The 22,102-nt window shown below is 70.3% G+C and carries 17 protein-coding genes and 3 pseudogenes; 8 read left to right on the top strand and 12 right to left on the bottom strand.

The window, feature by feature from the left end; genetic code table 11:
- Window positions 1-1,115 precede the first annotated feature (1,115 nt).
- The gene (locus P3T37_RS30225) at window positions 1,116-1,892 is read left to right on the top strand and encodes a hypothetical protein (protein ID WP_280727082.1); all 777 of its coding nucleotides are present in this window, start codon (window positions 1,116-1,118) and stop codon (window positions 1,890-1,892) included.
- A gap of 310 nt (window positions 1,893-2,202) precedes the next feature.
- Here the strand turns inward: P3T37_RS30225 and P3T37_RS30220 are convergent, their stop codons facing one another.
- Window positions 2,203-2,820, bottom strand: coding sequence for a MarR family winged helix-turn-helix transcriptional regulator (locus P3T37_RS30220; RefSeq protein WP_280727081.1), 618 nt, complete (start codon window positions 2,818-2,820; stop codon window positions 2,203-2,205).
- 89 nt (window positions 2,821-2,909) lie between these two features.
- On the opposite strand from P3T37_RS30220, the gene P3T37_RS30215 reads away from it, so the two are divergent.
- The 3 genes from P3T37_RS30215 (at window position 2,910) to P3T37_RS30205 (ending at window position 5,030) form a co-directional block, all read left to right on the top strand.
- Entirely contained in the window at window positions 2,910-3,659 is a 750-nt protein-coding gene (locus P3T37_RS30215) for an SDR family oxidoreductase (RefSeq protein WP_280727080.1), read from the top strand.
- Window positions 3,660-3,736: 77 nt separating this feature from the next.
- The gene (locus tag P3T37_RS30210) at window positions 3,737-4,648 is read left to right on the top strand and encodes an NADP-dependent oxidoreductase (protein WP_280727079.1); all 912 of its coding nucleotides are present in this window, start codon (window positions 3,737-3,739) and stop codon (window positions 4,646-4,648) included.
- A gap of 220 nt (window positions 4,649-4,868) precedes the next feature.
- On the top strand, window positions 4,869-5,030 hold the full coding sequence (locus P3T37_RS30205) for an NAD(P)-binding domain-containing protein (RefSeq protein ID WP_280727078.1): 162 nt from the start codon (window positions 4,869-4,871) through the stop codon (window positions 5,028-5,030).
- Between the two features lie 129 nt (window positions 5,031-5,159).
- Here the strand turns inward: P3T37_RS30205 and P3T37_RS30200 are convergent, their stop codons facing one another.
- The 8 genes and pseudogenes from P3T37_RS30200 to P3T37_RS30165 all read right to left on the bottom strand — a co-directional run.
- A complete protein-coding gene (locus P3T37_RS30200) occupies window positions 5,160-6,680 on the bottom strand; it encodes a hypothetical protein (RefSeq protein ID WP_280727077.1) in 1,521 nt (506 codons plus the stop codon).
- A gap of 310 nt (window positions 6,681-6,990) precedes the next feature.
- Window positions 6,991-7,233: pseudogene (locus P3T37_RS30195) on the bottom strand (gfo/Idh/MocA family oxidoreductase); the annotation flags it as partial.
- 67 nt (window positions 7,234-7,300) lie between these two features.
- The gene (locus P3T37_RS30190; RefSeq protein ID WP_280727076.1) at window positions 7,301-8,077 is read right to left on the bottom strand and encodes a choice-of-anchor P family protein; all 777 of its coding nucleotides are present in this window, start codon (window positions 8,075-8,077) and stop codon (window positions 7,301-7,303) included.
- Window positions 8,078-8,098: 21 nt separating this feature from the next.
- Complete coding sequence (locus P3T37_RS30185) at window positions 8,099-9,475, bottom strand: glycosyltransferase (RefSeq protein WP_280727075.1); 1,377 nt, start codon at window positions 9,473-9,475, stop codon at window positions 8,099-8,101.
- A complete protein-coding gene (locus P3T37_RS30180; RefSeq protein WP_280727074.1) occupies window positions 9,469-10,005 on the bottom strand; it encodes a hypothetical protein in 537 nt (178 codons plus the stop codon). The genes P3T37_RS30185 and P3T37_RS30180 overlap by 7 nt, the downstream gene beginning before the upstream one ends.
- A gap of 410 nt (window positions 10,006-10,415) precedes the next feature.
- Window positions 10,416-11,579: a UDP-N-acetylglucosamine 2-epimerase (non-hydrolyzing) gene (wecB, locus tag P3T37_RS30175; protein WP_280727073.1), complete on the bottom strand. Its 1,164-nt coding sequence runs from the start codon at window positions 11,577-11,579 to the stop codon at window positions 10,416-10,418.
- Between the two features lie 258 nt (window positions 11,580-11,837).
- Window positions 11,838-12,027 (bottom strand): annotated as a pseudogene (locus P3T37_RS30170) (transposase); the annotation flags it as partial.
- Window positions 12,028-12,106: 79 nt separating this feature from the next.
- Window positions 12,107-12,298, bottom strand: a pseudogene (locus P3T37_RS30165) (gfo/Idh/MocA family oxidoreductase); the annotation flags it as partial.
- A gap of 388 nt (window positions 12,299-12,686) precedes the next feature.
- Here P3T37_RS30165 and P3T37_RS30160 point away from each other — a divergent pair.
- Window positions 12,687-14,468 carry an RNA-guided endonuclease TnpB family protein gene (locus P3T37_RS30160; RefSeq protein ID WP_280727072.1) on the top strand — a complete coding sequence of 594 codons (1,782 nt, stop codon included), beginning with the start codon at window positions 12,687-12,689 and terminating at the stop codon, window positions 14,466-14,468.
- Between the two features lie 216 nt (window positions 14,469-14,684).
- Here the strand turns inward: P3T37_RS30160 and P3T37_RS30155 are convergent, their stop codons facing one another.
- Window positions 14,685-15,683, bottom strand: a complete 999-nt coding sequence (locus tag P3T37_RS30155; protein ID WP_280727071.1) for a YihY/virulence factor BrkB family protein — start codon at window positions 15,681-15,683, stop codon at window positions 14,685-14,687.
- On the opposite strand from P3T37_RS30155, the gene P3T37_RS30150 reads away from it, so the two are divergent.
- Window positions 15,655-16,935 carry a hypothetical protein gene (locus P3T37_RS30150; protein ID WP_280727070.1) on the top strand — a complete coding sequence of 427 codons (1,281 nt, stop codon included), beginning with the start codon at window positions 15,655-15,657 and terminating at the stop codon, window positions 16,933-16,935. The two genes, P3T37_RS30155 and P3T37_RS30150, sit on opposite strands and share 29 nt — an antisense overlap.
- A 163-nt stretch (window positions 16,936-17,098) precedes the next feature.
- On the opposite strand, the gene mgtA is transcribed toward P3T37_RS30150, so the two are convergent.
- Both mgtA and P3T37_RS30140 read right to left on the bottom strand, forming a co-directional pair.
- Entirely contained in the window at window positions 17,099-19,804 is a 2,706-nt protein-coding gene (gene mgtA, locus P3T37_RS30145; RefSeq protein WP_280727069.1) for a magnesium-translocating P-type ATPase, read from the bottom strand.
- Window positions 19,805-20,341: 537 nt separating this feature from the next.
- Window positions 20,342-20,509, bottom strand: a complete 168-nt coding sequence (locus P3T37_RS30140) for a hypothetical protein (RefSeq protein WP_280727068.1) — start codon at window positions 20,507-20,509, stop codon at window positions 20,342-20,344.
- A gap of 170 nt (window positions 20,510-20,679) precedes the next feature.
- Between P3T37_RS30140 and P3T37_RS30135 the strand changes: the two genes are divergently transcribed.
- Window positions 20,680-21,558 (top strand): universal stress protein, encoded by an 879-nt coding sequence (locus tag P3T37_RS30135; RefSeq protein WP_280727067.1) that lies wholly within the window; start codon window positions 20,680-20,682, stop codon window positions 21,556-21,558.
- A 39-nt stretch (window positions 21,559-21,597) separates the two neighbouring features.
- Window positions 21,598-21,858, top strand: a complete 261-nt coding sequence (locus P3T37_RS30130) for a hypothetical protein (RefSeq protein WP_280727066.1) — start codon at window positions 21,598-21,600, stop codon at window positions 21,856-21,858.
- Window positions 21,859-22,102 lie beyond the last annotated feature (244 nt).

Here is a 22,102-nt window from a genome sequence, read left to right as displayed (position 1 = left end):
TCCACTTCTTCCGCGACGCGCTCCAAGCCCTGATCCGCATGGGCGAGCTCAGCCCCGCGATCCGGACCGCGCAACACCTCCCACTTTGCAGGTCCACGCGATCTCTCCAGAAGCATCACAGGGCACGCCTGTTGCCCGGGCGAGGGTGCTGCTTACGCTCCTCCACGCGACGGTATCTACCGCCGCCCTCGCGATGACACTGGATCCGGTGACGCGGCACCTACGGAAAGATCGCATGGACTACTGCGAGTACTGTCGACGCCACCTCAACGGGGCGCTGTCCTGCCCTGGATGCGGCGCCAGCGGTCCACCCATGGCAGCCATGCCGCCGACTCGGTCCCATGGCCGGCTGCCTGCCCGGCCGCCGCTCGAGGAGCCGTGGCAGGTCGAGCAGCCTCTCGCGAGTGCCCCGGTGTCGCCGGGTCGGGCGATCGACCGGCGGCGCGACAAGCGACGCAAGTCGGGCCGCCGACGCAGCATGCTGGTTCTGTCGGTGGTCGGCCTGGTGGCCGGGGGCGGCCTAGGCACGGTGGCGATGTCATCGGGCCAATCAGACGGCCCCGCGCTTCCCGCCTCCGCTCCCGACACGGGGCTGCCCGGGGCGACGGACGGTGCGAGCGCGAGTGCCAGCTCCGTGCAGCTGGTCGGGCAGCCGACAGCGGGAGCGCAGCGGACCGGCAGGGCTCGCCCGAGTTCCTCCCCCGCCGCGTCCGGCTCCGCCAGCGCGTCCGCAAGCTCCGGGGCTTCGAACCCGGCCGCCGCCCAGCCGCCGGCCACCACACCCGGGCTGGGCGGCACCAGCACCCACCCGGGTACCGCTTCGCCCTCGCCGGCCCCACCTTCGCCGACGTCGAAGCCGACATCGAAGCCGACGCCAACGCCGAAGCCGAAGCCGACGCCGTCACCAACGGCCACCTGTACCCAGTTCCTCTTCTGGTGCAACTGAGCCCCTAGCAGTCAGCACATCTGCTGCGTGCGATCTTTTCAACAGTCTCACCAATCGAGTCTGCCTTCTCCACAGCCTGGTCAATAGGCTCCCTGAACACACGGATCCGTGTGCCATCGGAGCAAACCACCAGCCAGATGTGGTGGCGCGCCAGCTACGGAAAGATCGCATGGACACCCCACCCGCAAGACCCGCCGCTGCGGGTTCGCCCGGCCCCAGCTCCGCCGAGGCCGAGTCCGCCATAGCCGACGCCGAGTCCGCCATAGTCGAGGCCCAGCAACCGGAGCCAGCCACGCAGGAGTCCACCGCGCCCGTCCCCGATGCGCCAGTCCCCACAACTGCGGCGCCTGCGCCCGACGCCCCGACGCCTACCGCCCCGATGCCCACCGTGCCGATACCCGTCGTGCCGATACCCGTCGTGGCGAATGCCGAGGCACTGGTTGGCGAGGAGGTCGACAACGCCCCGGCCCAGCCCCAGCGGAGGTCGCTGAAGGTGTGGCAGGCCGCACTCGGTGTCGTCGCTGTCTGCCTGGCGGTGGCCGGTGTCAGCACGGTGGCGCTGCAGTCCGGGTCGAACGGCGTGGTCGCGCCGGCCACCTCGCCCTCCGCAAGTCAGGTCGCGCCGACGGACGGCGCCGGCGCCGGCGCCGAGACAGCCGGTGCGTCACCCGCCGGTCCGTCACCCGCCGGCGCGCCACCCAGCGCGTCGCCTACCAAGCACCCTGCGCCCGGTTCGCGCACGGCCTCGGCAAGCCGCGCCGCGGAACACTCCGCGTCGGCCAGCCCGTCGACCCACCCGACGAGCGATGCGCCCGCACCCGGCCGCACCGACTCGCACAGTCCCGCGCCGACTCCGTCGGCAGAGCCGACCTCCACCCGGCCCAGCCCGACCGCGGCCGCCTCACCCACCTGCACCCAGATCCTGCTGTGGTGCACGCACAGTTGAGCCGCTCCTCGGAAGGTAGGGCCAGTCCGGCAAAACGATCGACCTTGAGGCGGCTGAACCGACCCAGCCGCTGATGGCAGGGGCCATAGCCGGCAGGAACGTTCGGTGGACACGGGCAGGTTGCTGGCGAACGTCACGTAGGGGATGCGGCCGGAAAAGTGTCGGGCGAGGTGGGCAGCGCGGCGCAGTCAGTGGCCGAGTCGGTAGGCGATCCGCAGCAGCAGACCGTCAAGGGCTCCTCGGGGAGCGGGCCAAGCACGCGCGCCAGCGGGTGACCTGGCAGCGGCTCAGGCCATGTCACTGCTCTGCCCTAGTCGGCGCCCGCGCCATCACCGGCGCCGCGCACAGCATCGACGGCGGCACCGTCTGCGTAGAGGCTGTCTGGTGGGGGGAGCGATCCGTGTGCGAGGAGGTTCGCGTACACGGATTCCAGTGCGGTGCTCAGCGGGTCCAGCAGCTCGCGGGGAACTCCACCGAAGAACAGCCGCTTGATCAGCTCGACATGACCGGGGGCGGCCCGTTCGAGGGTGACGCGGCCCTCGGCGGTCAGGCGGACCTCGGTGGCTCGCCGGTCGGAGTTGGCAGTCGCAAGTTCGACCAGCCCTCGGCCCGCCATCCGCTTCGCATGGTGGGACAGCCGGCTTCTCTCCCAGCCGATCTGGGCGGCGAGGGCAGTGACGGTCAGGCTCGCAGATTCGCTTGCGCCGAGCGCCGTGAGCACGTCCCAGTCGGCGAGGGACATGCGGCTGTCGGCCTGTAGTTGTCGGTTCATCTCATAGACCAGCCGCAGCTGGACCTTGATGTAGGCCAGCCACGCCCGTTGTTGCTCCTCGTCGAGCCATCCTGTGGCGGGCTCGGGTGCGGGCCGCTTGCGGGGCATCACGTGCAGGCCTTCCTCGGTCCAGCCGTCATCGGCTCGTCTGCCCATTCTCACACCCTCCGCGTGGCGCCAGGAATATTGTGATCCGCCCCAGGCTTATGCTTGACATGTCACGTAATCCGCAGCGGAGGAGAGCGATGAACCAGCTTGAAGGCAAGACGGCCCTCGTGACCGGCGGCACATCCGGGATCGGGCTCGCAACGGCGCAGCGCTTCGCCGAGGAGGGCGCCCACGTGTTCGTCACCGGCCGCCGCCAAGCCGAGCTCGATCAGGCGCTCACTTCGATCGGCCACGGCGCGGTCGGCGTCCGCGGCGACGTGTCCGACCTGGGCGATCTCGATGCGGTCTACGCGGAGATCGCTCAACGCGGTCGCGGCTTGGACGTCCTGTTCGCCAACGCCGGTGGTGGGTCGTTCGCGACGCTCGAAGAACTGGACGCCGCGCACTTCGACCAGACCTTCGCCATCAATGTCCGGGGCACGGTGTTCACCGTGCAAAAGGCTCTACCGCTGCTGAACGGGGGCGCCTCGGTCATCCTGGCCGGCTCGACTGCCGCCACCAGCGGCACTCCCGCCTTCGGCGTCTACGCCGCGACCAAGGCCGCCATCCGATCGTTCGGACGGACGTGGGCGGTGGAGCTGGCCGGTCGAAGCGTACGGGTCAACGTGATCGTGCCCGGCCCAACCGAGACCGCCGGCTTGCGCGGCCTGGCCGGCGACGCAGCCCAGGCCGACGGCCTCGTCGCCCAACTGGGTAGCGGAGTGCCGTTGGGGCGAGCCGCCCGCCCCGACGAGATCGCCAACGCCGTGCTGTTTCTCGCCTCCGACCAGAGCAGCTTCGTCACCGGCAGCGAACTCTTCGCCGACGGCGGCGAAGAACAGCAGTAGCCGCGGGCGCGGGCTCCAGCGCGCGCTCCGCACTACTCCTACGCAGTACCGACACGACCTTCCAGAAGGAGGACCTCATGTCAAAGGCAGTCCTGCTCACCGATTTCGGACCTCCCGAAGTACTCAAGCTCGGCGACATCAAGATCGGCGACCCGGGCCCGACCCAAATCCGCCTGGCCGTTCGCTTCGCCGGTGTCGGGCCCACGGATCTGGCCATCAGATCCGGGCACCTGCGCAATGTCTACCCCGCGTCTGCGGGCGCGGTGCTCGGCTTCGAGGCCGCAGGGGTGGTCGATGCCGTCGGAAGCGCAGTCACCGATGTCTCGACCGGTGACGAGGTCGCGGTCTTCCTGCCTGGGCTCGGCGGCTACGCCGAACTCGTGCTGGCCGACTACTGGGTGCGCAAGCCGCCATCGGTCGACTGGGACGCCGCGGCGGCATTGCCGTCCTCTGGTGAAGCCGCGGTGCGTGTGCTCAACCTGCTGCGCGTAGCACCGGGAGAGACCCTGCTGCTGCTCGGCGGCACAGGTTCGGTCGGCACCATCGCCACCCAGCTCGCCGTCGCGCGCGGCGTCCGAGTCGTCGCTGCGGTCCGACCCGATGACTTTGCCATCGCCGAGAACCTCGGTGCGATCCCCGTCGAGTACGGCAAGCACCTGGCCGACGCCGTGCGCTCGGCCGTCGGACGCGTCGACGCGGTGATGGACGCAGCGCGCGCCAGCGACCTGGAAACAGCGGTCGAACTTGCCGGCGGTCCCCAGCGCGTCATCACGCTCACCAATCCAAGTGCCGAGCACCTCGGCGCCGCTCTCTCCGGACCGGTCCCGGCTGACATCCCGGCGGCGCTGACCGAAGCAATGAAGCAACTGGCCGACGGCAACCTGATACTGCGCGACCGAACCGTCAGACCGCTCGCGGACGCCGCAGACGTTCACGCGCAGCTGCAGGCCGGGACCCTGCGCAGCAAAGCTGTGCTCGCGGTCCCGTGACCGCCGGCCCCCGTCGCTGCCGTCCTCCACACCGTTGGACCCGAGGGCCGTTGTCAGTACCGGTGACCAGTGGCCCGGCTCAACTGGTCCGAATCAGCGGACCAGTCCCCCCGCAGTGCGCGGCGCACCAGTCAGGCCCACCCGGCGCCGTAGCGTCAGGAAGCAGCCCGTCACCACCGGCCTGACCCGGGGCAACGTCAACGGAGAGGAACGCTCGGAGATGACCACCGCAATCGTCGGCGTCGGCAGTATCGGGGGTGCTCTCGCCCGACGTCTGGTCGCCGGGGGCGAGAGCGTCGTCCTGGCGGGGAAGGGCACCTCGCGCGCGGAGCAGCTCGCGGACGAACTTTCGTCGACCAAGACCAGGCGCGCGCCGCAGTGAACGCCGTCCATCCCCAGTAAGCGTGAGTCCAAGGTGCTCCGACTCTTCATCACTTCAAACGGGTTGGGCGGCCCGAACGATTACCCACGTCCGGGCCGTGTGCTCCGAGAGATAGCCGCTTCTTCGGGGTCAGGGGCTTTCGACCTCGACGGCGTACAGGCCGCGGAGTCGGCCGTCGCCGGCTTCGGACTGGGACGGGTAGAGGAGCTGGACGTCGACGGGCAGCGGGGTGCCGGGGTCGATGGTGTGGCCGCCGCCGCTGGGGGAGCCCAGGACGACCGTTCCCTCCAGGCCGTCCTTGATGACCCGGTACCACTGGGTCTGCGCGGGGTTGACGCGCGTGCGCGCGGGGACGTCGAAGGCGATCTCCCAGGCCACCACGCGGTGTTCGTTGGCGGCCAGGGTGAGGTTGTAGCTGACGAGCCAGCCCTTGGCGTCCTCGGGCCAGGTCTGGTCCCACTGCCCGGCGATCTTCTGGTCGACGGTGATCAGCGGCAGTTCGGCGTTGGTGGTGACCTGGCCGGACTGCTGAGCCGCGGTGTTGGCTCGGGTGGCCGAGGTGATCCGGCTCGTGGCGGTGAAGTCGCCTTCGTAGTCGGAGGCGACGGTGCCCCTCACGGTAATCACCGCCTTGCTGCCCTTGGGCAGGCTGAGCGGCTGCTGAAGATCGCCGTCGATGGCGGATCCCGGGCCGCACACCGCGCCGTTCTCCCCGCGGCACGTCACCTCCACGTCGAGCAGCTGGACGGGCAGCTCTCCGCGCACGACGGCGTCGGGGGCGTCGTTGGGCCCGTGGTTCTGGACGCCGATGGTGTAGGAGATCCGGTGGCCGGCCTTGGCGGTCAGCGGGCCGCTCATCTCCAGCGGCATGGCGACGGGCAGGGCGACGGCGAGGTTGCGGATGCGGTGGGTTGCGGTGGCGCCGCCGGTGCCGGCGGCGAACCCGAGCTTGAACGTCGCGGGCATCTGTACCTGGCCCGGGCCGGTGGCCAGGTCGAGATCCTCGATCAGCACCGCGCCGTTGGGGTCCGAGGCGCTGGAGCGCCGCACCGTCAGGCGCCCGCCGATGACGGTCACCTGCAGGTGAGCCCCCGCCTGCCAGCCGCCCCGGAACCCGCCCGGCACCTCGACACCGGCCAGCCAGGCGAAGCCCGTGAGCAGGTCCCCGGAGCCGCGCACGCCCAGCGTGTCAGGGCTGCGGCCGGGACCGCCGGTACCGCAGGAGGGGGCGGCAAAGTTCCCGTGGTTGTCGAAGCCGACACCCACATAGCCCGCAGTGACGCCGGGAAGGTTGACCGAGCCGTCCTTGATGTAGGAGTAGCCCAGCGCCCCGCCGCGGGCCCCGGGCTCCGTGGTGCGGCTCCCGTCGATCAGGTAGAGGCTGAACCCGTCCCCGAGACCCTGGGCCCCGCCGCCCTCGCAGGAGTAGTCGAAGTCGATGCTCACCCCGAGCGAGGAGGAGAACGGCTGGTCCAGGAACGCCGTACCCGCCTTCGACGCAGTGTTCGGCGTCAGCTCCAGGGCGCCCTCGTTCAGCCGCGCGCTGCCCAGCAGCTGCCAGTGCGGATTCGCCGGGGCTGTACCGGTGAACGACTCGCTGATGGGGAACTGCACCTGCTGCTGCGCGGCGTCGGGCGTCTGGCCTGTCATAAAGGTTCCTCTTCGCTGGACCGGCACATTCTCGCGGCCCGCTGTGGACGCGAACCGCAGGGACCGCGACGGCCCCTGGCGCTGACCATGCCCAACCCCCCGGCGTCGTACGCATGGAAACCTACACAAAGTGACGGGATGTCACCTTTGGGTATCGCATGGCTCTGCGGGGCGGCCACGGTAAGGGCCTGGGGTCGGTGCAGGGCGACACGCCGGTCAGCCAGTTCGGCACGGTCAGCACACCGATGACCTGCCACTCGGCCCCTGCACAGACGGAGAGTGTCCAACCGCACGGTGGAACTTCAGCCCGCTACTCCCCCACCCGCTGCACGATCAGCTCGCACAACTCGTGGGTGCGCAGGGCGTCGTGGGCGGTGAGGGTCTTGCCGGACCGGACGGCGTCCAGGACCTCCTCGGTCGAGCCGCTCATCCGGTTCATGATGCCCAATGCCATGAAGCCGTCCCCGCCGAGGGTCAGCACCAGGTGCTCCACCAGGCCCTGGTGGATCCGGGCGCGGACGTCCACGTGCTCGATCTCACCGGGGACAAGAAAGAGCGTTGTTCGAGCGCACGAAGGACCCCGGCGAGGTGTCCTCGCCGGGGTCGAGGTCAAGCCGGGCTCAGGAGAGGGAGCTCTCGCGGCGGCGCAGGAAGACGGCGCCTCCGGCTGCGGCTGCCGCTGCTGTCACGCCGCCGCCGATGGCGGCGGACTTGGACATCATGGGGACGGGCGGGGTGGGCGGGGCGCCCTCGCAGTCCGCATGGCCGATGATGACGTTGGCGGCGGTTCCCAGCACGGTGAGGTGGACGGCGTTGACGCTGAGGGTGTTGCCGCTGCGGGTCTGCTCGTTGAGCACGAGGGTGCCGACGTTGGGGATGGTGACGATGGTGTTGGGCGACGCGCTCGCCGCCAGGGTGATCGCGGGCAGGCCGAGGAGATCGACCGTTCCGCTGGCGATGGTTCCGCTGCCGGTGGGCTGGCCGGGCAACGCGGGGGCGGTGCAGGTGGAGTTGACGCCCGTCACGTGCAGGGACGTTCCGGCGAGGATGGGGGCGAGGTTCGCGGTCACGTCGGCGACGGTCGCCGAGGAGTTGGAGGTGCCGGCGGCGACGTCGCAGCCGGTCTGCGCGGTGAGTAGGGAGGTAGTGGCGAAGGGGCCCGCGTTCAGGCCCAGCAGGGTCTGTGTGGACCCCGTTCCGGGCGGGCAGGTGGAGAGCGGGGTGGGGGGTACGGCGGCGAGGTTGCCCAGCACGTCGGCCTGCAGGACGTAGGCGTTGGCGTCCGGGGGCATCTGGGCGCGGTGCTCGGCGTTGGCCTGGGTGACGCCGGCCAGGAGGCCGAGCGCGGCGATGCCGGCGACTGCGGCGGAGCTTGCGATTTTGCGTCTGCGGTTCATGGTGGTGCCTTTCTGTTGAGGTCAGGCCTCAACGGCCACGGGGCCAGGGTGTCCGATTTCTGCGTTGCGGCGGGTCTTGGACCAGCCCGTTCGTCCTTGCAGGATGCGAAGCAGCGCCCGCCAGGAAGTCACGTAGAACGTCGCGATGAACACGGTGTAGGCCAGGCCGAACCCCAGGCCGCGCAGCAGGCCGATGCCCGGTTCGCAGCGCCGGGTGTAGATCGGTCCCCATAGGAGGAAGGGGCCCAGTCCCATCGCGATGAGCAGGAGCAGGAGCATCCAGCCGCCGCCGAGGAACCATCCGCTCATCGCGGTCCAGTCGGCCATCACGTTCCAGGCCACGATGATCATGGGTACCGGGTACACCACGGTTCCCACGATCTGCATCCACGGTTGAAGCAGGTAGTAAGTGGCTTCCAGGACCCCGATAGTGGGGATCTTGCGGGAGTTCCACAGCTGGGGGATGTAGGTGGCGCACTGCATGGTGCCCTGGCCCCAGCGGGTGCGCTGGGTCAGCAGGCGGCGCAGATCGGGGAGGCCTTCCTGATCGACGAGGGCGTCGACGGTGTAGGCATTGCGATGGCCGACCAGCATGAGGTGGACGCCGAGCTCATAGTCCTCGAGCAGCGCGCCGTGCCAGGGGGTTCCGTAGGCACGGCGGACGTCGTCCAGCGCGGACAGGCGGCTGAACTGGCCGTTTCCTCCCAGTCCCACCGTGCGGGTGTACTTGCGGGTCATCTGCAGCGCGGAGATCGCACAGCGGAATTCCAGGTCCTGCATGCGCACCAGGAGGCGGCCCCACCAGTTGGCGATGCGGCCGCCGGGGCGTGGTCGGGGGTCGTCCCGGTTGATCATGCGTACGGCCACCTGAACGGAGCCGACCTGCTCGTCTCCGAAGTGGTGCGGTGCCGCACAGACGTCCAGGCAGTTGGCGCTCAGTCGCCCGTCGGCGTCGATGACCCCCACGATCACCTTGGAGCGGTCGGCGTCGGGGGCCAGTGACTGGTCCAGTGCGGCGTAGGCGGCGTTCAGCGCGGGTCCCTTGCCCTGGCGGGCTTCGGGGAAGGTGCGGCTGACCAGGTGGAGGCGATCGCAGTCCCGCATGCGGCTGCGCACCAGCTGGGCGGTTGCATCGGTGGAGGCGTCGTCGACCACCCAGACGTGGGCGTCATCGAATGCGCTCAGGAGGTTGTCCAGCGTGGCGTCGATCACGGCCGCCTCGTCGCGGCACGGCACGAACAGGTGCCAGACGAAGTCCTGTGCACGGCCTTCGGGTTGGGTCTTGTGGCGCAGATAGGGCCGAAGGATGATGAAGACGTAGCACAGGAAGGTGGTGCTCATCAGGAGGGCCAGCGCCTGGGCGAGGCCGACCGAGAAGTGCCAGTAGTCGCTCAGCACGTTGCCCTCTTCTCCGTGGAGCCGGCACTGATGCGCCAGGCCACCACCACGAGGCCGGCCGCGATGAAGAGCAGGCTCACCACGGATCCCAGGACCAGGTGCCCGAGCTGGTATCCCGTCGTCAGGCCCAGCCTCGACATGAGGGCGGCGATCAGTCCCACCCGCAGCAGATTGCTTACCACGATGATCAGAGCCGCCAGGGCGACACCTTCCAGGACGCGGCGTGCCGGTACCCGGCGCGTCCACAAGACCACCGCGCAGAGCATGACCAACGGCGCGATGACCAGGCAGGCACTGCATTCAGGGGTGATCTGCAGCCCGAACGCCCTGGGCCCCCCGACCCCGAAGTAGACGATGGCCAGCGACCCCACCGCACTCGTGTCGCTGAACGGACTGAACATCACCGCGGCGAGGGCCGACTCCGCCGCGCGAAACGCCGCGGACCACACCAACATCGCCACCGCCGCGGCGAAGACGACAACCGCCGCAGGCCGTTCCACCCCCGTGCGCAGGAGTGCGGGCAGCCTCACCGGTCAGACTTCCGGGCGAAAGCGGCCCGGCGGGCCACGAACACCCCCGCCACGATAAGGCCCAGACTTGCGCCGAGGGCGATCCCGATATTCACACCTGTGGCCGCCAACACACCGGCCGCGCCACCGCCTGTCAAAATCGGCCTTGGATACATGTGAGACAACTTCCTTCTCTGAGAAGCAGGGGACTTGGGAAACCGGCCGACTCTCGGCCGGGACTGCCAGTCGGCCCGACGACCCAGGACAGCCTCATACCAGCGACCGCTGAATTCCTCTTCACCCGTCGCCAAGACCGCATCGGTCGGGAGCGCAGATCCACGTGGGACCGGCAGCGTTCACGGGGCGCGAATCACAGGGCACGACCGCGGAGCCCGGCTTGCTTGCTGATACTTGGGAAAGGTGTCAGCCGTTCAGTGGTGCAGCGAGGTCAGTGCGAGGTCGTGGGGTCGCTCCCCCTTTCCGAGCAGCCACCGGCACGCCTGAACGGAGCGCTGCGCCGCGCGGCCGTCGCCATAGGGATTGGCGCCGTCGAACCGCCCTGCCGGGGCCTGGTCGCCGGCCAGCAGGTGGCCGGCCGCCGTGACGATATCGATTTCGCGTGTTCCCACCAGCTGGGACAGACCCGCATCGAGGCTTTCGGTTCGCTCCGTGGTGTCCCTGGTGACCAGCACCGGGACGCCCAACGCGGCGGCCTCTTCCTGGACGCCGCCCGAATCCGTGATGATGAGACGTGCCCGCGCCAGCAGTCTCGCAAACGGCGCGTACCCCATCGGACCGGTCAGATGGACATTGGCCACAGCGCGTAGCGGCTGCTCGATGGTGGCGCGCACGGCGGGATTCATATGGGCGGCGACCACCACGAGCAGCTGCGGGTTCGCCCGCGCCAGCATCGCCGCGGCCGCTGCGATACGGCCGATCGGGGCGCCCCAGTTCTCCCGGCGGTGGGCGGTGACGACGACGAGGGGGCGCCCCGAGCGGTCCGCTGCTTCCAGGACCCCATCGTTGTACGGCGCCGCTGCGCCAAGTGAGCTCTGCAGCGCATCCACGACCGTGTTGCCCGTGACCACAATCGAGGCGGCGTCCATCCCCTCGGCCAGCAGGTTGTCCCGTGCGGTAGTGGTCGGAGCCAGGTGCAGAGCCGCGATCTGAGCGATCAGCTTACGATTCCCCTCCTCCGGGAAAGGCGAGGTGATGTCCCGCGAACGAAGGCCCGCCTCCAGGTGCACCACCGGGATCCCGGCGAAGAACCCTGCCAGAGCACCGGTCAGCGCCGAACTGGTGTCGCCCTGGACGACCACGAGCTCGGGCCTGCGATGCCCGAACTCCGCAGCCAGGACATGCAACAGGGACGACGTCAGCCCGCCGACACACGGCAGGTCGCGGACCGGCCGTAACTCCACATCCGGCTCCAACCCGAACCCACGCAAGGTCTCGGCGACAGTTGCGCCATGCTGCCCCGTCGAGATGATGTTCGGCTTGGCCCAATCGGAGCGCCCCAGCAAAACCGCGACCGGCGCGAGCTTGATGGCTTCGGGCCGTGTACCGACGACAAAGGCAACCGCGGGGCGGCTCACCGCAGACGACACACTTTCGGATGCCCCTCGGGGACGTACAGGACTCCCGCGCACTTGACCCCATTCCTCGCACACTGGCCCCGGCTCGCTCTGACCGGCTTGTGAGGGAGATCCTCTATCAGGAACATATGAATAACCCGCTGGACATGGCCGACATTCGATCGTTTGGACTACTGATTCCCATGAAGTCGTCAAGCCCGGTTGCTGACTCGCTGTGGGCGTGTCGGCCCAGGGCGATGATGGCCTGGCTTATGGGTCTTTGTCCTCGGCTCTCTTGCGGTCGTAGTAGGCCTTTGAGGTGGGGCAGCCTCGGGAGGCGAGCTGCGCGGACCTGTAGAAGACCCGCAGGAGTCGTCGGCAGTAGCGGCGGGGTCGGCGCATGGTGCCGCTGATGCGTCCCGAGTCCTTCGGGACGGGGGGCCAGGCCCGCGACGCCGGCGAGGCGGTCGGGGCGGCTTGACCGACGCGCGAGGGCCGCGCGCGAGCGGATCCGGCTGCTGGCCGCCGTCCGCTCGACCGGCGACCCGCTACTCCCCCACCCGCTGCACGATCAGCTCGCACAACTCGTGGGTGCGCAGCGCATCATGGGCGTCGAGGGTCTTGCCGGCGCGGACGGCGTCGAGGAAGCCGACCACGATCTGCTCGATTCCGCGCTGGCGGGCGACGGGGACCCAGTCGCCGCGGCGGCGGACGGTGGGCTGGCCGCGGCCGACCAGCACGGGCAGTCGCGGAGACAGCCAGCTCGGCTGCGCCGCGGGAAACACGGCAACCGATCCCCGCCCCGTCCCGTTCCTGACTCCCGGGTGCCTCCGCCAGAGGCACCCGGGCCGCTACTCGCCCACCCGCTGTACGGCGGCGCACTGGCAGGCCGACTGCTCCGCGACGAACTCCCCCGCCTGGCACGTGCGCTGAAACGACGAAGGTGACGTCCCGAGGCGAAATCGGACAAGTGGACGGCGCCGGCGCGAAGTAGCCGCCACAGACTTTCGGCATATGCCGGAAGGGCCCATCTGTGTGATCGGCGACTGGCTCCCCAGATTCCCCATCTTCTACAGTACGGAACGATTCGATCACCTGAGGTAACGGATGCGCTGAGAGGGAACGTTCATGCCCGGAACGGAGGTCCTGCGCGCGTACCGGTTCGCCCTCAACCCCTCCGATGCCCAATGCGCCGCCCTGTCCCGCTACGCCGGGGCCTGCCGGTGGGCCTACAACTACTCCCTAGCCAAGAAGGCCCAGGCCCACCAGGCATGGGCGGACCGTCGGACCGCCTACCTCGACGCGGGACTGAGCGAAGCCGAAGCCAAGGAGCGAATCAAGGCCGACGGCGCCGAACTCACCGACCGGATCAAGGTGTGGGACCACCACCGCAAGAGCCTCACGCTCACCGTCACCGGCAAGCAGCCCTTGCCTGCGATGCAGCCGCCGGCCGGGCAGGAAGCTCTCGCCCACCGACTGGCCGCTGTCCGCGTTGACGCTGCCGGCACGGACGGCGAGCGCGCGCTTCTGGCCGAGGCCCGTGCCACGGTGAACGCGCTCAAGGCCGAGGCGTTCAGCGCCGGATTCCGCACACCGACCGCCACCGACACCAGCGCCCTGTGGCGCATGGAGCGGGACCGGCCCAGGGAGGAGGGCGGCAGCCCCTGGTGGACCGAGGTCAACGTGTACTGCTTCACCTCCGGCTTCGACCGCGCGCAGGTCGCCTGGAAGTACTGGCAAGACTCGCTCGGCGGCCGCCGCGCCGGCCGCCGCCATGGATACCCCCGGTTCAAGAAGAAGGGCCAAGCAGAATCGTTCGCTCTCTTCCACGACGTGAAGAGGCCGATCATCCGCCTGGAGGGCTACCGGCGCCTCGTGATGCCAGGCCTGGGCAGCATCCGCATCCACGACTGCGGCAAGCGCCTGGCGCGGCTCGTGGACCGCGGTCAGGCCGTCATCCAGTCCGTGACCGTCACCCGCGGCGGCCACCGCTGGTACGCCTCCGTGCTGGCGAAGGTGCAGCTGGACGTTCCCGTGCTGTGGGAGCACGTCGACGACAAAGGCACCCGCACCCCGCATCTGAGCCGCGCCCAGGCTGAGAAGGCCGCCGAGAACGGCGGACGCGTCGAGCAGATCGGCCGCCCCACCGCCCGCCAGCGCGCCGGCGGGCTCGTCGGCGTCGACCTCCGCTCCCACTACCTGGCCGCCCTGTCCAGCCCCCTCGACCTGGCCGACCCCACCACTGCCCTGGTGCAGCACCCCCGCCTGCTCGCCGACAGCCTGGCCAAGCTCGCCAAGGCCCAGCGCGCACTGTCCCGTTGCCAACAGGGGTCGGGCCGGTGGAGGAAGGCCGCCGCCAGGGTCTCCCGCGTCCACCAGCAGATCACGGTGCGACGCGCCTCGTTCCTGCACGGCCTGTCCAAGAAGCTCGCCACGGGGTTCACGCACGTCGCGATCGAACACCTGGACCTCACCGCTCTCACCGCCTCGGGCAAGGGCACCCGGGACAAGCCCGGCAGGAACGTTAAGGTCAAGGCCCGCTTCAACCGGCATCTCCTGGATGCCGGCCTGGGCAGCCTTCGTAAGAAGCTCGAATACAAAACCGCCTGGTACGGCTCGCGGCTCGTCGTCCTCGACCCGGGTGAGCCTGTCGCCGGCACCTGCGCGAGGTGCAAGGAGCGAAACCCAAGCTCCGACTCCTCGCGCAGCAAGTTCCACTGCCCCTCGTGCGGCGCGGTCGTACACCGGCACGAGAACAGCACCGCGAACATCGTTGACGCGGCACTGAGGCAGCTCACGACGGTCGCCTCCGATAGGGGGGAGACCCAAAACGCTCGCCGAGCCGCTGTAAGTCCCGCTGTCCGCAAGGGCGGCGGGCAGGGGGCGTTGAAACGAGAAGACACCGGCTGACGCCGGTGCCACCCCTGGGGAGCGATCCCCGGGCGTCCCACAACAGCACCACAACCCACGCGACAGAGCCGCTGACGCCGACGGCGACAGCAGTCCTTCGTGTGTCTGGGACGATCCGTGTTCTGGCAGATCGCCAACCGCGCCACCACGCCTGTCACCCGCGCCGACGGGTGAGTCCCTGCGTGGTGCCGAACCGGAGCAAGATCCGCTACAGCGTCAGGCACTGGGTCCGTCGTGATCTTGTGGGGTGTCGGGCGACGGTTTGCGGGTGTCGCGGCGTTCGGGGCGAGGGTCTTCCTCGGGTGGGTGACCGGCTTCGATGGCACGTCCGCGTTCCAGCTCGAAGTTGAACTCCAGGCCCAGCAGGATCGCGACGTTGGAGACCCACAGCCAGAGGAGGAAGAGGATCACGGCTCCGATGCTGCCGTAGGTGCTGTTGAGGCTGCTGAAGTTGGCGACGTAGAGGGCGAACACGCCGGAGGCGGTGATCCAGAGGGCTACGGCGACCAGGCTCCCGGGGAGTATCCAGCGCAGCTTCGGTCGTTTGGCGTTGGGAGCGACCCAGTAGAGCAGGGTCACCATCGCGATGACGATGATGACGAGGACGGGCCATTTGGCGATGCCCCATACCTGTACGGCGTTGTCGCTGACCCCGAGGATCTTGCCCGTCCCGGTGGCCAGCGTGCCGGTGAAGACGACACCGGTAGCGGTCAGGGCGAGGAGCACGACGAAGACGACTGTCAGGGCGAGCCGTGCGGGAAGGATCTTCCAGAGCGGGCGGCCCTCGTCAATGCCGTAGACGTTGTTGGCGGCACGCATGAAGGCCGCGATGTAGCCGGAGGCGGACCACAGGGCCAGGACGATCCCGATGGCCAGCGCGATGCCCGCCCTGCCCTGGGCGGCCTGGAGTTGCTGCACCACGGTGGTGAGGATCTGGCGGACGGAGCCGGGGCCGAGGTCGCGAAGGTGGTCGAGCAGCGGCTTGGTGGCGGAGCTGCCGGAGCTGGAGCAGCACGAAGTAGCCGGCGGTCGCGCCGCCGAGCACGGTGACCAGGGTGCGTGGACGCAGCCGCTCCAGGCGGGCCGGCTCCACCGGAGCCTGCGGGCGGGTGCGCAGGATCTCCTCGCGCAGTTGCGCGAGCAGGTCCGGCGCGGCGCCGGCGGGGTCCGACGGGCCGGATCCGTCGTGCCGCTTGAGCGCGGCCCGCGTCTCACGGGACAGGGCCAGCGGCTGGAGCAGCGGCACGACCGCGCCGACCCGGTCCGGGCCGAGCACGGCGAACGCGCCGGCGACGGCGCGTTCGGGACCCACCCGCAGGCCGAGGGTCGTCAGCAACTGCGCGACGTCCGTCCGCAGTGCCAGGTCGCGGGCTGCGACGTCGCCGTCCTCCAGGCCCACCAGATGGACGGCGCCGCGGTCGTCCATGAGCAGGGCGGAGGCGACCAGGTTGCGGTGGACGATTCGCCGGGACTGCAGAAGCTTCACCTGCCGCCAGGTATCCCTCAGGAGCGCGTCGGTGACCTCGGCGTCGTGGAGCTGGTCAAGGGTGTGGCCGGAGAGCGGTTCGTAGATGATCAAGGCTGCGTCCGGCCCCAGCTCCGCGACGGCCAGCAGCCGCCGGGAGCGGGCACCGGCCTCCTGGACGGCGTAGCAGAGCAGGGACTCCTGCTTCAGGACGCCGCGCAGCGACAGCAGGCTGCGACGTTGCGGCGCGGTGCGCAGCCGCACGCGCTGCCAGGCCCTCCGCAGGAAGCCGAACCCCGACGACTCCCGCCCCAGCACCACCACATCCAGATCAGGCCGTCCGTCCGCCTGGCCCACCAGGTAGTGGTGCGGCTCGTGAGCTCCCGTCCCCGGCGTGCGAAGGGCCGTCACCGGACTGAACTCCAGCTGGCCCAGGCCGACGAACAGATCCGCAGCGGTGGGGCGCGCGTTGGGCGACCCGAGCGCGTAGGTCGCTCCGTGCGCGAGGGTCCACCCGATCAGCAGAGCAAGGAGCAGCGACAGCACGCCGACGGAGCCGCCGACCAGGACCGTCAGGGCGTTCAAGCCGAGCAGGACCGCCAGCGCCGCCGCCCAGCGCGGCTGCTGCGCCACCCCGGCCGCGGTCATGCAGGCGAGCACGGCGGCCAGGTAGCTGAGCACCGGCTCGGTCGAACCGGTCCCTCCCGGCACCGGACCGGTCAGCGCGGCGAGGACGGCGTGCGGTGCGAGGTGGATGGCCCACAGGTCGACGAGCAGGGACGTCCCGTAGGCGAGCACCGCCGCGAGCACGCCGGCAGCGATCCGGCGAACGTCCCGCCGGAGGATCTGCTGGCCGACGAACGCCACCGGCACCAGCAGCACCGCGACGGTGGAGAAGGATCCGGCGACGCTCAGCAGCACCTGCGGCGCCCGGCCGGCCCCGCGGGCGGCGTCGGCGTTCAGTCCGCCCGCGGTGCTCTGGGCGGCGTCGGCCGCCAGTAGCGTCAGCCCGATCAGGACCGCGCCGAGGGCGAAGCGCACCAAGTCCTCGGGGCGGCGCGCCCGCGCCGGAAGCAGGAGCTCATCGGGGCTGACGGCGACGGACGGCTGACGCTTCTCGGTCATCGCGGGTGGCCACCGACAACGACACGGTCCATGACGCACCTCACTGGTCGGCCGATGCCTCCATGCTGCGCCTCGCAAGGCCGTCAGCGCTCAGCCCGCGCGCGGAGCCGGGCGTGCGGTCGGCGGTGCTGAAGTAGGCGGCGCGGCGGCGCAGGTGGCGGTGGGGTCCGTAGCGCGGCGGGGTGGGGGAGGTGGTGGCGGCCGCGCCGTAGAAGAGGCGCTTGCCGATCTCGATCAGGACCAGGTAGGCAATGATCATGGCAACCAGAGCGGCGAAGAACGCCCCCGGCAGCGGTTGGAAGCCGAGCGTGTGGGCCAGCGGTGTGGCGGGGAGCAGGGTGCCGACGGCGACCACGCCAAGGGCGGAGAGGGTCAGCGGCAGGCTGGGGTGGCTGCGGAAGAACGGGATGCGCCGGGTGCGGATCGCGAAGATCACCAGGGTCTGGGTGGCCAGCGACTCGACGAACCAGCCGGAGCGGAACTGGGCCGGTCCAGAGTGGAACACCCAGAGCATGACGCCGAAGGTGACGAAGTCGAACACCGAGCTGAGCGGGCCGAAGCAGATCATGAATCGGCGGATGAAGGCGATGTCCCAGTGCGAGGGCTTGCGCAGCTGCTCCTCGTCCACGTTGTCGGTGGGGATGGCGAGTTGGCTGCTGTCGTAGAGCAGGTTGTTCAGCAGGATCTGGGAGGGCAGCATCGGCAGGAACGACAGGAACAGCGAAGCGCTGGCCGCGCTGAACATGTTGCCGAAGTTGCTGGAGGTGCCCATCAGCACGTACTTGATGGTGTTGGCGAAGATCCGCCGCCCCTCGGCCACACCGTCGGCGAGCACGTCGAGATCCTTCTCCAGCAGGATCACGTCGGCGGCGTCCTTGGCGACGTCGGTGGCCGAGTCGACCGAGATGCCCACGTCGGCCGCGTGCAGCGCGAGCGCGTCGTTGACGCCGTCGCCGAGGAAGGCGACTCCGCCGCCGCTGCTGCGCTGGGCGTGCACGATACGGGCCTTGGCCTCGGGGCTGACCCGGGCGAAGACGGTGGTCCTGGTGATCGCCTCGGCGAGCTGCGCGTCGTCCAGCGCGTCGACCTCGGTCCCGGTCATCGCGTCGCCCCCGCCCAGGCCGAGGTCGTGGCAGACCTTGGTGGCGACCGCGGCGTTGTCGCCGGTGACCACCTTCACCGCGATGCCGAGCCCGGCCAGCCTGCCCAACGCGGCGGCCGCGTCCGGCTTGGGCGGGTCCAGGAAGACCAGCAGTCCGGCCAGGCGAAGGCCGCTCTCGTCCGCCGCCCTGATGACCGATGATCCGGCAACGGCTGGGCGGGTGGCGACGGCGATCACCCGGTTCCCGGCGGCGAACTCCGCCGCCAGCGCGTCTCGGGCAGCCGGCGGCACGTCGGCGCAGCGGTCCAGGACCGTCTCCGGCGCGCCCTTGGTGACCAGCGTCGACACGCCGGACGCGTCGCGCACCAGGACGGAGATCATGCGGCGCTCGTGGTCGAAGGGCAGCACCGCGAGCTGGGTGTAGTCGGCCAGCGCGGTCCGCTCGCCTGCGGCGGCCGGTGATCGCCACAGGGCCTGGTCGAGCGGGTTTCCGCCGACGTCCTGCTCGTCCCGGGCGGCGTTCTCGGTGCAGAGCAGCCCCCAGCGCAGCACCCTGCCGGGGTCGTCGCCGCCGGCGGACACGGCGCGCATGTAGTCGATCCGGCCCAGGGTGAGGGTGCCGGTCTTGTCGGTGAACAGGACGTCGACGTCGCCGAGGTCCTCGATGCAGACCAATCGCTTGACCAGGACCTTGCGGCGGCTCATCCGCCGCGAGCCGGCGGCCAGACTGGTGGAGACGACGGCGGGCAGCAGCTGCGGGGTGATGCCGACCGCGATGGCCAGCGAGAACAGCAGCGCGTCGATGATCGGCTTGTGCAGCGCCACGTTGATCACGAAGATCGAGGTGGTGAGCGCGCCCGCGACGTAGACGAGCAGCAGCGAGAAGCGGCGAAGGCCGACCTGGAACTCGGTGTCGAGCTGGTGCGTGCCGAGACCGGCGGCGATCTTGCCGAACTCGGTGCCCGTGCCGGTGGACACCACGACGCCTCGGGCGCTGCCGGTGCGGACGATGGTGCCCATCAGGGCGCACCCGGTCAGCTCGGCCAGCGCGGTCCCGGCCGGGACGGCGGCGGTGTCCTTGTCGACCGGCAGCGACTCGCCGGTCAGCACCGATTCGTCGCACTCCAGTCCGGTGAGCTCCAGCAGCCGCAGATCGGCGGGGATGACGTCCCCGAGGTGCAGCTCCACCAGGTCGCCGGGGACCAGCGCGGTGACGTCCACCGACGTGGCGCGCCCGTCGCGCACCACCACCGTCTTGTGGTGGATCTGCGAGTGCAGCGCCTCGGCGGCCTTCTCGGCCCGGTACTCGTTGACGAAACCGAGCCCGACCGACACGGCGACGATCACCCCGATGATCACGGCGTCACTGCGCTCGCCCACCAGGAACGACGCCACGGCGGCACCCAGCAACAGACCGAGCAACGGGGAACGCAGCTGGTGCCAGAGCACGGGGAAGAACCGGGCCCGGTGCGAGGAGACCGCGTTGGGGCCGAACTGCGCCTGCCGCCGGGCGACTTCCTCGCCGCTCAATCCTGCCTCGGTGGTGACGCCGAGCCCGCGAAGGACATCGGCCCCCGGTAGCGTCGCCGCGGCCGCCACCCCGTCCACGGGCGCGGGTTGTTGCACCGGAGCGGAGACACTCACCGCGGGTGGTCCTGGCCCGCTCGGAGCACTGCGATCAGCACGCGAAGGTCATGGGTCGGGGTGCGAGGGCCTGGTGCTGCGTCATACAGATCGCCGCCTTCGGGCACACGTCACGCCCGGCGAGGGCACGAAGTCCGAACAGACCCGAGCGCGCTACGTGCCTCCAGCATCGCATGGATCGACCGCCCCATACCGTCGGTGACTGGAGGAGGGCCACACCGTCGCCACCAGCGGCGACCTCGGCCGCTCGGTCCACCCGCTGCTGCGCCCGCCCGAGCCGTTCACCGGTGCGGACGTGCTGCTGGTGGAGTCGACCTACGGCAACCGGCACCACGACGAGCGGGGCTCGCGCGTGCGCTTCGCCGAGGCCGTGGAGCGGGCGCTGGCCAGGGGCGGCTCCGTCCTCATCCCCTCCTTCGCGGTGGACCGCACCGAGGTTGTGCTGCACGAAATCGCCGAACTGCGCCGCTCGGGCCGACTGCCCGCCCATGTGCCGGTGTACGCGGGCAGCCCGATGGCACTGGCCGCCCTCCAGATCTACCGCAACGCGATCGCCGACGGCTCCCCGGAGCTTCGGCCCGAACTGACGGGCACGGCGGCCCTGGACCCGGCGCCCTTCACCACGGCCCGCTCGACCCAGGAGTCGATCGCGATCCGGCACTCGGACGTCCCCTCGGTGATCGTCTCGGAACGGGCTCGTGTCATGGCGAACGTTCCCCCAGGCTCGAACGCGCTCGGCGGGGGATGCTGGCAGGAGAAGGCCGCTGCCCCCGCAGCGTCCGCATGCTCCTGCCCCCGACGCTCCCCGGCTCACGCACGTGTCCGCTCCACCGGGCCGGAGGCTGGGTTGGGCCCTCCACCTGCGATGGGACTCGATGATGAAGGCCGACGGACAGCACCCGGTCGTCGCGGGAGTCGACCCCGACCAGCCCAGCCGGCTTCTCCTCGCCTGGGCCGCCGACGAGGCCGACCGCCGCCACCTGCCTCTGCACCTGGTGCTGGCCTGCAGGCTGGCGACCCGCGCGGGCAACTGGTCCATGACCTGGCCCGAACTACAGGAGAAGACCAACCACCTGCGCGCCGCCGGCGAGCAGACCCTTGCGGAAGCCGCCCGGTTCGTCGCCGAGCGCCACCCCGCACTCCCGGTCACCACCCGGCCGGTGGACGGCGAGCCGGCCGACGTCCTGCATGAGCAGTCCACCGGGGCGACGCTGCTCGTCCTCGGTTCCCGACGACTCACCGCGGCCCGTGAACTGTTCACCGCCGGATCGGTGGCGGTGGCGTCGATCGCCCACGCGTGCTGCCCGGTGGTGGTCGTCCGGGACCCGGAGCACAGCACCCAGCAACCGCCGTACTTCGTCGTCGGGGTGGACGGCAGCCCGGCGTCGCAGGCCGCCGTGGACTACGCCTTCGACGCCGCGGCCCTGCGCGGCGCCGGGCTGCGCGCGATCCTCGCTCTCCACCCCTCGCATCCCGATTGGGTCGACGAACACCAGGCCGAGCAGGACAGCCGCCGGGTCCTGGCGGAGATTGCGGCCGGACGCCGGGAGACCCACCCCGACGTGGAGCTGACGCACGAGGTGTTGCGCGGCCACCCGGTGGCCGTCCTGGCCGAAGCCTCCACGCACGCCCTCGCACTCGTGGTCGGCACGCGCGGTCTGGGCGGCTTCACCGGAATGCTTCTCGGCTCCGTCGGGCAGGGCGTCCTGCACCATGCCCGATGCCCCGTCATCACCGTGCCGACGCCGGTCTGACCCCGGGGATCCGCCGACCCAGCCGGCGCGGAGGAAGCCGTGGACTGGGCCGGCGACGAGGCGCACCTGCGCGGTCTGCGACCGCACCTGGTCCACGCCTGGCTGTGGGAGCCGCATCAGGCACCGGCCTCGTTGAACGGCCCGCTGATCCGGCACGAGAAGTTCCACTGCCCCTCGTGCGGCACGGTCGTGCACCGACACGAGAACAGCACCGCGAACATCGTGCACGCGGCGCGAAGGCAGCTCACGACGGTCGCCCCCGATAGGGGGAGACCCAAAACGCTCGCCGAGCAGCCGTAAGTCCCAGAGCCCGCAAGGGCCCTGGGCGGGAGGCGTTGAAACGAGAAGACGCCGGCTGACGCCGGTGCCACCCCCGGGGAGCGATCCCCGGGCGTCCGACAACAAGCAACGCGACCAGGTGGCTGTCCGTCGACGGCGACAACTGCTCCTCGCGTACCTGGGACGATCCGTGTTCTGGCAGATCGACGACCGCGTCACCACGCGTGGGATACGCCAACGACAGGCGAAGGTTGGCCCGTACCGA

The organism is Kitasatospora sp. MAA4 (assembly GCF_029893355.1).
Taxonomy (GTDB): Bacteria; Actinomycetota; Actinomycetes; order Streptomycetales; family Streptomycetaceae; genus Kitasatospora.
This window is presented reverse-complemented; position numbering and strand designations above follow the sequence as displayed.